Raw genomic sequence first — 13,564 nt, 5'->3', positions numbered from 1 at the left:
AAAACAGGGTAGCTCATGCCTCGCGCTCCAGGCCAGGCTGTGTCGGTAAAGGCAGGAACAAGGTGATGCAGGTGCCACGCCCGTCAATGCCGTCGGCCACGCTGATATGCCCACCGTGGGCGCCGACCATGCCCTGGCAGATTGCGAGGCCCAGGCCCGTGCCCTGCCCGCCTCGATCACCGCGTGCTGCGGTGTAGAACATATCGAAGATCTTTGCGCGCTCATCCTCGGGAATGCCGGGGCCTTCGTCGGCCACAGCGAAGAACAGCTGGTTATCGGCAACGCCGGCGCTCAGTTGCAAACGCCCTTGCGGCGGCGAAAAACGCGCGGCGTTTTCCAGCACATTCACCAACGCCTGCTCGATCAACGCGGCATGCACATACAACAATGGCAACTCGGGCGGTACGTCGGTACTCACCTGCAACGGCGCCAGCACTGCACGCAGACGGCCGAGGGCGCTGCCGACGATATCACCCGGCGACACCCAATCCCGCGCCAGCTTCAACGCACCGTGGCCGAGGCGGGTCATGTCCAGCAGGTTCTGAATGTAACGGTCAAGACGCTCAGCCTCATCGCGAGTGCCTTCAAGCAATTCGCGACGATCCTCCAGCGGGATCGCTTCACCGAGTGCCAGCAAGCTGTCGATGCTGCCACGCATGGAGGTCAGCGGCGTGCGCAAATCATGGGACACCGACGCCAGCAAGGCGCTGCGCAGTTGCTCGGTTTCGCCGTGCAACCTTGCAGACTCCAACTCCTGGGCCAGTTGCGCCCGCGCCAGCGCCTGGGCCAATGGCTGGCTCAAGGCGGTGAGCAGGCGACGGCGTTGGCCACTCAATTCCAGGCCCGGTTTGGGGCTGACCCCCAGCAAACCCAGCGGGCCTTCTTCGCCCGACAACGGCCACCACCACCAACGTCCGAACGGCAGGGTCCCGGTGCCCATGCCCGCTGGTTGGTCATGTTGCCAAGCCCAATCGGCAGCAGCACGCTCGGCTTCGGTAAGCGTCAGCGGGCCGCCGGTCTCGATTGTCCAACCGCCTTGGCCATCACGATTGACCAGGCACAGGTCCAGGTCGTTCCAGCCTTCCAGGTGATGTGCGGCAGCACTGATCACCGCCTGGCGATCGGTGGCGGCCGTGAGTTTGCGCGACAGGTCGAGCAGCTCGCTGGTTTCTTCCTGGGTGTCGCGCAACGCCTGCAACTGGCGGCGCTGGCGCGCAGCCAGGTTGCCGGTCAGCGCCGCCATCAACAGGAAGAACAACAGGGTCAGTACGTCTTCTTCACGCTGGATGGCGAAGGAAAAATTCGGCGGGATAAACAGGAAATCATAGGTCAGGAACGACAACGCCGCACACACCAGCGACGGCCCCAGGCTGCTACGCACTGCCACCAGCAATACCGCCGCCAGGAACACCAGCGAGATGTTCGGCAGCGGCAAGGCGCTGGACACCGCCCAGGCCACCGCCGCCGCGACCACCGTGGCCAAAACCGCCAGTGCGTAGTCGAACCACACTAGCCCGCGTACATCCGGCAAGCGCGGCGGCGCCGGGATATCGTCGCTGTCGAGGACGTTGATTTCCAAACCTCGCGCATTACGCAACAAACGCGCCGCCAGGCCGCCGCCGAACAAGCGACGGCGCCAACGCATCCGCGACTGCCCCACCAGCAGCAGACTGGCGCGGCGTTCGGCGGCGTGCTGGATCAGCGTCTTGGCCACCTCCCCTGCGCGCAGCAACACCACCTCGCCGCCCAGTCGCTCGGCCAACTGCTGGGCATTTTGCAGGCGCAGCCGCGACTGCTCGTCCCGCGCACGACCGTTATCGATATGCACCAGGCTCCACGGCAAATGGCGGCGCTGGGCAACCCGACTGGCATGGCGCACCAGGCGCTCGGCCTGGGCATCGCCATCCACGCCGACCAGCAAGCGCCCACGCACCGCCGGCGCGGCTTGGCCGAGCTGGCGATAGCCTTGGGCCAAATCGTCATCGACGTGGGCGGCGGCGGTTTGCATGGCCAACTCGCGCAAGGCCATCAGGTTGGTCTGGGTGAAGAACGCATCGATGGCCGCCCGCGCCTGCTCAGGCACATAGACCTTGCCGTCGCGCAGGCGCTCCAGCAGCTCGCGGGACGGCAGGTCGATCAGCAGCAGTTCGTCGGCCTCTTGCAGCACCCAGTCCGGCAGGGTTTCACGCACTTGCACGCCGGTGATGCCGCGTACCTGGTCGTTGAGGCTTTCCAGGTGCTGGACGTTGACCGTGGTAAATACGTTGATGCCGGCAGCGAGCAGTTCCTGGATGTCTTGCCAGCGCTTTTCGTGACGGCTGCCGGGGGCGTTGCTGTGGGCCAATTCGTCGACCAGCACCAGCTTGGGCTTGGCGGCGAGCAGGCCGTCGAGGTCCATTTCTTCGAGCATCACGCCACGGTATTCGCTGCGCAGCAACGGTTGCTGCGGCAGGCCGCTGAGCAAGGCTTCGGTCTCGGCACGGCCGTGGGTTTCGACCACACCGGCGATCAGCTTCACGCCCTGTCGCAGTTGCGTGTGCGCGGCCTGGAGCATGGCGTAGGTCTTGCCCACACCCGGCGCGGCGCCAAGGAAGACTTTGAGCCGGCCACGGCCGTCCCGGGGCAGATCGGCTAACAGGGCATCGGCGCGGCCGGAGTCGCTCATGCTCGGGGTTCCTTCAGATGTTTATGGGTTGCGCCCCAGGCTGTCATCGCAGGCAAGCCCACTCCCACATTTGGAATGCATTCCCCTGTGGAAGCTGGCTTGCCTGCGATGGCGGCGCCACTGCCTACAACTTTTCCAGGGCCATATTCAGCGCCAGCACATTCACCACCGGCGGGCCTACCAGCGGGCTTTCGATGTGTTCATCGAGCAAACGCTGCAAAGTCGACACCGGCACATTCCGCGCCGCCGCCACCCTTGCCAGTTGATAGGCAATCGCCTGGGGTGGCAAGTGTGGATCAAGACCGCTGCCAGAGGTAGTCAGCGATGCCAGAGGCACCGGCCCTTGGCTCGGCACCAACTGTTTACTCGCGTCATCGAAGATACGCGTCGCCAGCGCCGGGTTGCTGGGGCCGAGGTTACTGGCGCTGCTGGAGACCGTCGCAAACGCGCCGGCCGATGGGCGCGGATGGAACCAGCTGGCACCGGTAAAGTCCTGGGCAATCAGGCTGGAGCCACGCACCTTGCCGCTGTCGTCGCGCACCAGGCTGCCATTGGCCTGGTTCGGGAAAGCCACTTGGGCGACACCAGTCACCACCAGTGGGTAAGCGACGCCGGTGATCAGGGTCATGAGCACCAGCAGGCTCAGGGCCGGGCGGATCATGTTGGACATTTCGGATTCCTCAAGTCGGTCATTGCAACCTGTGGGCACCCGTCGGGCGCCCACAGGAATCGGGTCAAACCAGGTGCAACGCAGTCAGCAGCATGTCGATCGCCTTGATGCCCACGAACGGCACCAGAATCCCGCCCAGCCCATAGATCAGCAGGTTGCGCCGCAGCAATGCCGCCGCGCTCGCTGCCTGTACGCGCACACCGCGCAGCGCCAGGGGGATCAGCACCACGATGATCAGCGCGTTGAACACGATGGCCGAAAGGATCGCGCTCTGCGGGCTCTGCAAGTGCATCACGTTGAGCACGCCCAGTTGCGGATAGATCGAGGCGAACAGCGCCGGCAGGATCGCGAAGTACTTGGCCACGTCGTTGGCGATGGAAAAGGTGGTCAATGCGCCACGGGTCACCAGCAATTCCTTGCCGATCTGCACCACGTCCAACAGCTTGGTCGGGTCGCTGTCGAGGTCGACCATGTTGGCGGCCTCGCGCGCAGCCTGGGTGCCATCGTTCATCGCCATGCCGACGTCCGCCTGGGCCAGCGCCGGGGCGTCGTTGGCGCCGTCGCCGCACATCGCCACCAGGCGACCATCATTTTGCTCATGACGGATGCGGGCGAGTTTTTTCTCCGGGGTGGCTTCGGCCAGTACGTCGTCCACGCCCGCTTCAGCGGCAATCGCGGCGGCGGTCAACGGGTTGTCGCCGGTGACCATCACGGTACGGATTCCCAGTTTGCGCAGCTCGGCGAAACGCTCACGGATGCCCGGCTTGACCACGTCCTTCAGGTGGATCGCGCCGAGCAACTTGCCGTCGGCACACACCAGCAACGGGGTGCCGCCGCTCTGGGCGATCTTGTCGATTTCCCGCGACAGCGCAGGCTGCAAATCGCGACGTTGTTGACCGATGAAGGCCAGCAGCGAATCCACCGCGCCTTTGCGGAACACACGGCCCTGGTAGTCGACACCGGACAAGCGGGTTTCAGCACTGAACGGCACGGCCGTCAGTTCGTCTGCGGTCGGCTCGGCTTGAGGGTGCAAGGCGCGCAGGTATTCAACGATGGATTTACCTTCCGCCGTATCATCGGCCAGGGAGGCGAACAATGCGCCTTCGGCCACTTCCTTGCCACTGACGCCAGGCGCCGCGACCACCGCCGCACAGCGACGGTTACCGAAGGTGATGGTGCCGGTCTTGTCCAGCAGTAACACATGCACGTCGCCCGCTGCTTCCACGGCACGCCCGGACTTGGCGATCACGTTGAGGCGCACCAGGCGGTCCATGCCGGCGATGCCGATCGCCGACAGCAAGCCGCCAATAGTTGTAGGAATCAGCGTCACCAGCAGTGCGACCAGGAACACCAACGGCAAGCTGCCGCTGGCGAAATGGGCGAACGGCTGCAGGGTTACCACCACCAACAGGAAGATCAGGGTCAGGCCGATCAGCAGGATATCCAACGCGACTTCGTTGGGGGTTTTCTGGCGCTTGGCGCCTTCCACCAGGGCGATCATGCGGTCCAGGGTCGACTCACCGGGGTTGGCGGTGATACGAATCAGCAGCCAGTCAGACACCAGGCGGGTGTTGCCGGTGACGGCTGAACGGTCACCACCGGACTCACGGATCACCGGTGCCGATTCACCGGTAATGGCCGCTTCGTTGACAGCCGCAATGCCTTCGATGACCTCGCCGTCACCGGGGATCATTTCCCCGGCGGCAACGCGCACCACATCGCCTTTGCGCAGGCTGGTGGCCGGCACGACCTTGAAGCTGCCATCGGCCTCCTTGCGGCGTGCGCTGAGGCCTTCGCTGCCGGCCTTGAGGCTGTCGGCGCGGGCCTTGCCACGCCCTTCGGCCAGGGCTTCGGCGAAGTTGGCGAACAGCACGGTGAACCACAGCCACACGGCGATTTGTACGGCGACAAACGTGGGCACGGTGGTGTCGGGCACGAAGCACAGCACAGTGGTGAGGATCGCGGTCAGTTCGACCACCAGCATCACCGGCGAGCGTTGCAGTTGGCGCGGGTCCAGCTTGACGAACGCCTGGACCAGCGCCGGGCGCCACAGAGCCGAGATGGCGGTTTTGGCAGGCTCCTGGGTTTTGACCGGGGCCGCATTTTTTGCAGGCATATTCATGTTCATATCGCCTCTTAGAAGCCCATGCTCAAGTGTTCAGCAATGGGACCCAGCGCCAGCGTTGGCAGGAAAGTCAGGCCGCCCACCAGCAGAATGGTCACGGTCAACAGGGTCACGAACAGCGGGCCATGGGTCGGGAAGCTGTTCTGGCCGATCGGTGCGGTCTTCTTCATCGCCAGGCTGCCGGCCAGGGCCAGGACCGGGAGGATGTAGCCGAAGCGGCCGATCAACATGCCCAGGCCCAGCATCAGGTTATGGAACGGTGTGTTGGCGCTGAAGCCACCGAAGGCCGAGCCGTTGTTGGCACTCGCCGAGGTGTAGGCGTAGAGCAACTGGCTGAAGCCGTGGGGGCCAGGGTTGCTGATGGCACTGGCCGGGCCAGGCAGGCTGGCGGCAATGGCGCCGAGCACGAGCACACCCACCGGCATCACCAGCAGGGTCACCACCAGCAATTGCACTTCCTTGGCCTGCAGCTTCTTGCCCAGGTATTCCGGGGTGCGGCCGATCATCAGGCCGGCGAGAAACACCGCGATCAACACGTTGAGCAACATGCCGTACATGCCGGCGCCGACGCCGCCGAAGATCACTTCGCCGACCATCATGTTGACCAGTGCGACCATGCCGCTGAGTGGATTGAGGCTGTCCTGCATGCCATTGACCGAGCCATTGGATGCCGCTGTCGTCGTCACCGACCACAGCACCGTACCGGCGGTGCCGAAGCGTGCCTCCTTGCCTTCCAGTGGCGCAGTCTGCTCCACGGCCGGATTGTTCAGGGTCGGGTTGGGCTGGTATTCGGCCCACAGCGAGGTCGCGCCGCCGATGATGAACAACGCCAGCATGCAGCCGAGGATCGCGCGGCTCTGACGCAGGTCTTTCACGTAATGGCCGAAGGTGAACACCAGCGCCACGGGGATCAGGATGATTGACGCCACTTCGAACAAGTTTGCCCAAGCGGTAGGGTCTTCAAACGGATGCGCCGAGTTGACACCGAAGAAGCCACCGCCGTTGGTGCCCAACTGCTTGATCGCAATCTGACTGGCGGCCGGGCCCAGGGGGATCACTTGATCCACACCCTGCAGGGTCACGGCATCCACGTAATGGGCGAAGGTCTGCGGTACGCCCTGCCACACTAGGAACAACGCCAGCACCAGGCATAACGGCAGCAGGCCGTAGAGGGTGGCGCGGGTCATGTCGACCCAGAAGTTGCCCAGGGTCTTGGTGGATTTGCGACCGATCCCACGGCAAAGCGCGACCAGCACTGCCAGACCCGTCGCCGCGCTGACAAAGTTCTGCACGGTCAGGCCGGCCATCTGGCTGAGGTAGCTCAGGGACGCCTCGCCACTGTAGGACTGCCAGTTGGTGTTGGTCATGAAACTGACCGCGGTGTTGAAGGCCAGGGTCCATTCCTGCCCCGGCAATTTCTGCGGGTTCAGTGGGAGGTAGTCCTGGAACAACAGGATCGCGAACAGCAGCAAAAAGCCCGCGAGGTTGAAGGCGAGCAAGGCAAGCATGTACTTCTGCCAGCTTTGCTCCTGATGCTCGTCCACGCCCGACAGGCGATAACAGGCGCGCTCCACGGGACCGAACACCGGCGTAAGCCAGGTGCGCTGCCCTTCCATTACTTTGTAATAGAACCGCCCCAGGAACGGGGCCGGCACCAGCACCACGGCAAAGAAGGCAATGATCAGCCAATAGTCATAACTGTGCATGGCCAGCTCCTAGTTCCGATCCGCGCGTAACAGCGCAACCAGCAGATAAATGAACAGCGCCACGGCCAATAGCAGTGACACCCCGTCCAGAACGCTCATGGAAGTCTCTCCGTTTAGCGGCGAGTGCCGCGTGTGGGGCAATTGTCGGCAGGAGTGGCGTAAAGGAACGAGAGCGAGGGGGTGGGCGGGGCGTAAAGACGGCGTAAAGAGTGGGTTTATGCGGGGTTTACAGGGAGGGTTGTGCTGGATTGGAGGGCCTCATCGGGGGCAAGCTGAACTGGTCAAGTAATCTTGGACACCGATTAAGGTTCATGCCGCCAACCTTTCCTTCGCGACCGGCGACCGGTAGTCGTTGTAGCTGTGAGGCCTGCTGATGTTGTAGCGCGAGACATAGCGCTGCACATCTGCCCGGGCCTCATGCTCCAGTTTGTAGCCCGTTTCAGGAACCCACTCGGATTTCAAACTACCAAAGAAACGCTCCATCGGGGCGTTGTCCCAGCACTCGCCTTTACGGCTCATACTTTGCCTAAACCCATGCTTCACAAGCGCGTTTCGGAATTTATGGCTGGTGTACTGGCAACCTTGGTCAGAGTGAAACAACACATCCTCGGGATGGCCGCGTAGCTCAACTGCCATGCGTAGTGCCTCGCAGGTCAGGTTGGCATCCGAAATCATCGAGAACGACCAGCCTACGATCCTGCGAGCGTACAGATCCAGAACGGCGGCGAAGTACATCCAACGCTTGCCGACCTTGATGTACGTTACGTCGCCACACCACACCTGATTAACCGCCGTCACATCAAATTTCCGCTTGAGCACATGCGGCGCCACCAAGGCCTCCACGCCCGGCGACTTGTACTTATGGCGCCTGCGCTGACGACTAGCGATGCCAGCCTCGCGCATCAAATTGCGAGCCATGTAACGTCCGACACGATGTCCTTTGGCTTGCAGCTCCTTGGACAAGGTACGTGCGCCCGCCGACTCTCTCGACGCCTTGTGGTGCCTGACCAGCGCGGCTTTGAGCTTTTCCCGCTCAGGATTTGCTCTGCCCTGGCGCTGGCGCCAGGCATAGAAGCTGCTGCGGTTAACCCCGAACGCCCGGCAACACCTTTTAACGCCGTACTGCTCGTCCAGCTCATCGATCAGCGTGAATGATCTTTGGCGTCCAAAAGCAGGAGAGCACTGGCCTTTTTTAAGATTTCAATGTCCAGGTCTTTCTCCCTGAGCAGGGCTTTGAGTCTCTGGATCTCTCGTTGATCAGCGGTAATTGCCTTGGCTCCCACCGGAGTCGAGCCCAAGCGTTCTTTTTGCACTTGATCGACCCAACGGCGCAGAGCAGTAGGACCAATATCCAGGCTGGCACAGACCTCGGTAACCGGCTGACCTTCATCCAGCACCATGCTGGCAGCCTTGAGCTTGAACTCACTCGAATAAGATTTACGCATATCCAAACACCTCAGATTTGGGCGCTATCATAGCGCCCGATTGAAGTGTCCAAAATCATTAGGCCAGTTCAAGCCCCCTCCCACACTTGGCCTGCGTACACCGGTCAACATGTGGGAGGGGGCTTGCCCCCGATGAGGCCCTGCCAGCCACCCCCGCACTTATCTGGTGCGACACCGGAAAATTTCAAACGCCAAACCATCCCCCAGACGACAGTTGCGCCGCTTTACGACACAGTTGTAAGGCATGGCATGTCCGCTGCAACACCTTGAATCATTCCAAACCGTTCAGGGAGCGCGTCACGATGAACACACAACTCAAACCCACTTTAGGCACTCTGCACTTATGGGGCATCGCCGTCGGGCTGGTGATATCCGGGGAGTACTTCGGCTGGAGCTATGGCTGGGGCGTCGCCGGGACCCTGGGCTTCCTGGTGACCTCATTGATGGTCGCCGCGATGTACACCTGTTTCATTTTCAGCTTCACCGAACTGACCACCGCGATTCCCCATGCGGGTGGTCCGTTTGCCTACAGCCGTCGCGCCTTTGGTGAGAAAGGCGGCTTGATCGCGGGGCTCGCGACCTTGATCGAATTCGTTTTCGCACCGCCCGCCATCGCCTTGGCCATCGGCGCCTACCTGAATGTGCAGTTCCCGGCGCTGGACCCCAAACACGCTGCCGTCGGTGCCTACATCGTGTTCATGGGCCTGAACATCCTCGGCGTCAAGCTCGCCGCCACCTTCGAACTGGTGGTGTGCGTGCTCGCCGTCGCTGAGTTGCTGGTGTTCATGGGCGTAGTGGCGCCCGCCTTCAGCTTCAGTAACTTTGCCCTCAATGGCTGGGCCGGTTCCGACACGTTCGGCGCACCGGCGATTGCCGGCATGTTTGCCGCAATTCCCTTCGCCATCTGGTTCTTCCTTGCCATCGAAGGCGCCGCCATGGCCGCCGAAGAAGCCAAAGATCCGAAGCGCACCATTCCAAAGGCCTACATCAGCGGCATCCTGACCCTAGTGATCCTGGCCATGGGCGTGATGTTCTTTGCCGGCGGCGTGGGTGACTGGCGCACCCTGTCCAACATCAACGACCCACTGCCACAAGCCATGAAAACCGTGGTCGGCGACAGCTCCGGCTGGTTGCACATGCTGGTGTGGATTGGCTTGTTCGGCCTGGTGGCCAGTTTCCACGGCATCATCCTCGGCTACTCGCGCCAGTTCTTCGCCCTGGCCCGCGCCGGTTACCTGCCGTCTTTCCTCGCCAAACTGTCGCGTTTTCAGACACCTCATCGCGCAATCATCGCCGGCGGCGTGGTCGGCATCGCGGCGATCTACAGCGACGGCCTGATCAACCTCGGCGGTATGACACTGAGCGCAGCGATGATCACCATGGCGGTATTCGGCGCCATCGTGATGTACATCATGAGCATGCTCAGCCTGTTCAAACTGCGCAGGACCGAACCGCTGCTGGAACGCACCTTCCGCGCGCCGGGTTACCCCATCGTGCCGGGCATTGCCCTGGTGCTGGCGGTGGTGTGCCTGGTGGCCATGGCTTGGTTCAACGCGCTGATCGGGCTGATCTTCCTGGGCTTTATGGTGGTGGGGTTCGCCTACTTCCAGATGACTGCGCAAGACCGTGCCGATGCACCGGGGGATGCGATGTTGACCGGGCTCTGATCTACTGCGAGGCAGAACGGGCCTACACTGAACTAGTAAGAAAGCCCGTCACTCAAAGCAGTTATTACCGTGGGAAAACTCTCCCGCGGCAATCTGCCTCAAGGAGAGCCTTATGCCGTGGTACGCGTGGTTGATTATGGTAGTTGCGATCGGGTCGATCGTCGGTGGACTGATGATGCTGCGTGACAGCGCCAACAAAGTGGAACTCACCGACGAACAACGCAAGCGCGTGGCCGAGCGCAACGCCCAGGCGGATGCCAAGGATGCGCAGGACCGCTGAGCCTTGGCTACTCCCAATCCGCCTTGGCAATACGCAACCCGTGCTGCCCCTTGTAGGCAGCACGTTCCGGCTGGCTCCAGCCATTGAGCAACGCATCCTCCAACGTGTAGATCTCAACCCCCAACGGACGGCATACCGTCAGCGGGTCCTGCGCCTCCGGCCCCCACATCGGCAGCGACAAATCCCCACCGGGGCACGTCGACAGCGCGCATAGCAAATCAATCTCGGCAAAGAACTCCAGGTAGTCGCCCTTCTGCGCGGGGCAGGCCTTCATGAAGTACATGTCGTCGTGATTTAGACCGGTGCACTGGAAAATATTCAGCACGTCATGCACGTCGAATTCCGTCAGACCGTGAGGCAACACCGCGCGTGTCAGGTTGGAGTGGCAATGGTGATGGAAATCCTCACCGGTCAGCATCCGATTCACATAGGGATCACAACGTGTGCCAAGCAAATCATGCAGCCGCCCGCCGTGCTCATCAATGCCGTAGCTGGCCAGGCTGTCATCGGTGATCGTCACCAAAGGCCGCAGGAATGGCAGGTTCGACCACAAGCGGTCATGGGTGCTGACATGGGCGCCCTGCAACTGCCGGGTGCGAGCCGCCCACAGGCGCTCACGGGGGTCATTGGCATTCCATACGTTGAAGTCACCCACCTGCGGGCCGACCGGCGTGGTCACACGGAACACATGCCCGGCTGGCACCTTCCACGCCCTGCCCGTACGAATCGGCACCTCAAACTGCTCGATCAGCGTGCGCTGGTCTTTTCGATCACGGATGCGCTCGTAAAACGCTGTGTCGACCTGCAACGCCCAACCTTTACTGACCTGATAAGCGGCCGGATAGTCTTTGTACATGGTGCGGATCCTCGATCAGGGGTGGTTAAACAAGGCCAGGGACAAGCGTTCCGAATCATCCAGGTAGAGGCTCATCGCCTCCCCCGCCGCCGGTTTATCCTGCCGGACCAATAACGTGTAGATCTCACGATCACGCTCCAGCCACGGCGACTGGAAGCGCCGCTCATCGGGCGCGGCGCAGAACACCAGCCGCAGCTGGGCGATGACCTGGGCAAAAAACTCATCGAACAACAGGCTGCGCATCAACCCGACGATGTGCTGGTGAAACACCAGGCTGTGGGTGGCGACCGCACGCCAGTCTTCGCGCTCGCGGGCCAGGGTGGTGGCATCGATGGCGTTCTGCATGCGCCTGGATTGATCCTCTGTCAGAGGGCCGCTCTGGGCGATGGCCTGCAGCTCCAGGGTGCGGCGCACGACAAATAAATCCCGCACTTCCTCGCGCGCGACCCGCCGGACCATCACGCCTTTATTGCGCACATAACGGGTCAACCCTTCTTGCCCAAGGCGGTGCAACGCTTCACGGATCGTATTGCGCGATGCGTTGTAGGCGTTGACCAGTTCCCCTTCGACTAATGGCATGCCTGGCAGCAATCGCCCGCCGATGATGTCGGCGCGGAGCTCCAGGGCGATCTGGTCGGCTAGAGACAAACTGAGTGTCATGGTTACCTTCACGATTGTTGAACAATCCTTAGTGGGCAGGTAATCACTTTTCATGCCAACGTGTCAGCGTGTAAAAAGATTCAAGTCGGTTAAAATGCCAGCCTGTCACTGAGGCCCACCTATGCGTTACTCATCCGACCACAAAGCCAAGACCCACCAACGCATCATCAAGGAAGCCTCGGTACGCTTTCGTCGCGACGGGATCGGCGCGACCGGCTTGCAGCCGTTGATGAAAGCCCTGGACTTGACCCATGGCGGTTTCTACGCGCACTTCAAATCCAAGGACGAACTGGTGGAAAAGGCGCTGCAAGCCGCGGCTGCCGAGCTGGATGCGCATTGCGAGATACTGTTCAGCCAGGAACGGCCGCTGGAAGCATTCATTGATAGTTACCTGTCTGAATGGCACCTGATCTCGCCGGCTGAAGGCTGCCCATTGCCAACCATGTCTTCCGAGTTAGGGCTGAGAGGCCAACACAGCGCGACTACAGATGCTGTGCTCGGCGCAAGGCTTCAGCAGATTGAGACAGCGCTGGGGGATGGACAACGTGATGCACAAAGCCTGGTGATGATGTCGACACTGGTGGGTGCCCTTGTGCTGGCTCGAAGTGTCCAAGACTCAGCAATGGCGATGCGCATCATGGGTGTGGTGCGGGGAAGCTTGAAAACCCAGGTTTCACAAGATGAAAAAGCCGGCCAATGACCGGCCTCCCCTCATTGGATTAGTTGATGACAAGCCTATGGCGATTCTTTTCCAGCAGAGCCTTGCCGATCCCCTTAACTTCCAGCAACTCATCCACCGCAGTGAATGGACCATTGCTTTCACGATAGGCAACGATTGCTTTGGCTTTGGAGACGCCAATACCGAAGAGGTCGCGGCGCAGGGTTTCGGCGTTGGCAGCGTTGAGGTTGACCTTGGCGGCCTGATCTACCTCGTTCATCTGTATAGCGATCGGCGTTTGCGCCTCGGGTCTACTGGCAGGTGCTGCTGCGCTGGCGACGGAGAGACTTGTGAGAAAGGCAAATATAAGGGACGAGATGTAAGTGATTTGCATCGGTGACGCTCCATGACATAGTTGAGAGAGCAGCTTTTCCGAAGCTGCTTTTCTAGGGTAGGCGATGGAGGAAAGCTGTCAAAAATAAGGCAGTTACAGAGTATGTGGAAGCTCAAAACAGATGACTAATGAGCAAGAAAAATGCATGCCCGTGCGCCAATGCTCATTGACACCATGAGCACATCTACAACACTTAAAAAATAACCTCCCAGTCCTCGCATCAGGTAAAATTGGTCAGAAGCGCGAAGTCAGGTGTAAAGTACTATGTTGACTTTGACTGCAGCGAAGCGGTACGCCGCGAAAGCTCGCGAGACCACTATCAACAGCCTAATGCATAAGGTTTTGCTATGCGGCATGAAAATAGACGGTCCCTTTTGCAAGGCCGTACTTTTAATGACAATTCAGGTAAACATCTTGATTGGGACATACTCTCAGTTT

Annotated in this window: 13 protein-coding genes; 3 read left to right on the top strand and 10 right to left on the bottom strand. The window is 61.1% G+C overall.

The features are described 5' to 3' along the window. Positions 1 to 13: 13 nt before the first annotated feature. From K5K89_RS09495 to K5K89_RS28900, 7 genes are all read right to left on the bottom strand, one after another. Positions 14 to 2,665, bottom strand: coding sequence for a sensor histidine kinase (locus K5K89_RS09495; RefSeq protein WP_222541287.1), 2,652 nt, complete (start codon positions 2,663 to 2,665; stop codon positions 14 to 16). A gap of 124 nt (positions 2,666 to 2,789) precedes the next feature. Then, positions 2,790 to 3,335, bottom strand: a complete 546-nt coding sequence (gene kdpC / locus K5K89_RS09490) for a potassium-transporting ATPase subunit KdpC (RefSeq protein WP_071490039.1) — start codon at positions 3,333 to 3,335, stop codon at positions 2,790 to 2,792. 64 nt (positions 3,336 to 3,399) lie between these two features. Next, positions 3,400 to 5,463, bottom strand: a complete 2,064-nt coding sequence (gene kdpB, locus K5K89_RS09485) for a potassium-transporting ATPase subunit KdpB (protein ID WP_371322036.1) — start codon at positions 5,461 to 5,463, stop codon at positions 3,400 to 3,402. 8 nt (positions 5,464 to 5,471) lie between these two features. Continuing rightward, positions 5,472 to 7,166 (bottom strand): potassium-transporting ATPase subunit KdpA, encoded by a 1,695-nt coding sequence (gene kdpA, locus K5K89_RS09480; RefSeq protein ID WP_093126555.1) that lies wholly within the window; start codon positions 7,164 to 7,166, stop codon positions 5,472 to 5,474. A gap of 9 nt (positions 7,167 to 7,175) precedes the next feature. Then, positions 7,176 to 7,265, bottom strand: coding sequence for a K(+)-transporting ATPase subunit F (gene kdpF / locus K5K89_RS09475; RefSeq protein ID WP_003218754.1), 90 nt, complete (start codon positions 7,263 to 7,265; stop codon positions 7,176 to 7,178). Positions 7,266 to 7,475: 210 nt separating this feature from the next. Continuing rightward, positions 7,476 to 8,300, bottom strand: a complete 825-nt coding sequence (locus K5K89_RS09470; RefSeq protein ID WP_409996326.1) for an IS3 family transposase — start codon at positions 8,298 to 8,300, stop codon at positions 7,476 to 7,478. A gap of 8 nt (positions 8,301 to 8,308) precedes the next feature. Beyond that, on the bottom strand, positions 8,309 to 8,611 hold the full coding sequence (locus K5K89_RS28900; protein ID WP_014717988.1) for a transposase: 303 nt from the start codon (positions 8,609 to 8,611) through the stop codon (positions 8,309 to 8,311). A 302-nt stretch (positions 8,612 to 8,913) separates the two neighbouring features. On the opposite strand from K5K89_RS28900, the gene eat reads away from it, so the two are divergent. Further along, on the top strand, positions 8,914 to 10,278 hold the full coding sequence (gene eat / locus K5K89_RS09465; protein WP_222541285.1) for an ethanolamine permease: 1,365 nt from the start codon (positions 8,914 to 8,916) through the stop codon (positions 10,276 to 10,278). A 112-nt stretch (positions 10,279 to 10,390) separates the two neighbouring features. Continuing rightward, positions 10,391 to 10,558: a DUF2897 family protein gene (locus tag K5K89_RS09460; protein WP_003172675.1), complete on the top strand. Its 168-nt coding sequence runs from the start codon at positions 10,391 to 10,393 to the stop codon at positions 10,556 to 10,558. A gap of 7 nt (positions 10,559 to 10,565) precedes the next feature. On the opposite strand, the gene K5K89_RS09455 is transcribed toward K5K89_RS09460, so the two are convergent. Together K5K89_RS09455 and K5K89_RS09450 are read right to left on the bottom strand one after the other, a co-directional pair. Further along, positions 10,566 to 11,414, bottom strand: coding sequence for an urea carboxylase-associated family protein (locus tag K5K89_RS09455; RefSeq protein WP_222541284.1), 849 nt, complete (start codon positions 11,412 to 11,414; stop codon positions 10,566 to 10,568). A 15-nt stretch (positions 11,415 to 11,429) separates the two neighbouring features. Further along, the gene (locus tag K5K89_RS09450; RefSeq protein ID WP_222541283.1) at positions 11,430 to 12,074 is read right to left on the bottom strand and encodes a GntR family transcriptional regulator; all 645 of its coding nucleotides are present in this window, start codon (positions 12,072 to 12,074) and stop codon (positions 11,430 to 11,432) included. A 121-nt stretch (positions 12,075 to 12,195) separates the two neighbouring features. Here K5K89_RS09450 and K5K89_RS09445 point away from each other — a divergent pair, with 121 nt between their 5' ends. After that, on the top strand, positions 12,196 to 12,774 hold the full coding sequence (locus K5K89_RS09445; protein WP_092247607.1) for a TetR/AcrR family transcriptional regulator: 579 nt from the start codon (positions 12,196 to 12,198) through the stop codon (positions 12,772 to 12,774). Between the two features lie 19 nt (positions 12,775 to 12,793). Here K5K89_RS09445 and K5K89_RS09440 read toward each other — a convergent pair whose 3' ends face one another. Continuing rightward, positions 12,794 to 13,126 carry a ComEA family DNA-binding protein gene (locus K5K89_RS09440; protein WP_222541282.1) on the bottom strand — a complete coding sequence of 111 codons (333 nt, stop codon included), beginning with the start codon at positions 13,124 to 13,126 and terminating at the stop codon, positions 12,794 to 12,796. Positions 13,127 to 13,564: the final 438 nt, after the last annotated feature.

Origin of the sequence: Pseudomonas sp. DR208, assembly GCF_019823005.1 — a bacterium.
Classification (GTDB): Bacteria; Pseudomonadota; Gammaproteobacteria; order Pseudomonadales; family Pseudomonadaceae; genus Aquipseudomonas; species Aquipseudomonas extremorientalis.
This window is presented reverse-complemented; position numbering and strand designations above follow the sequence as displayed.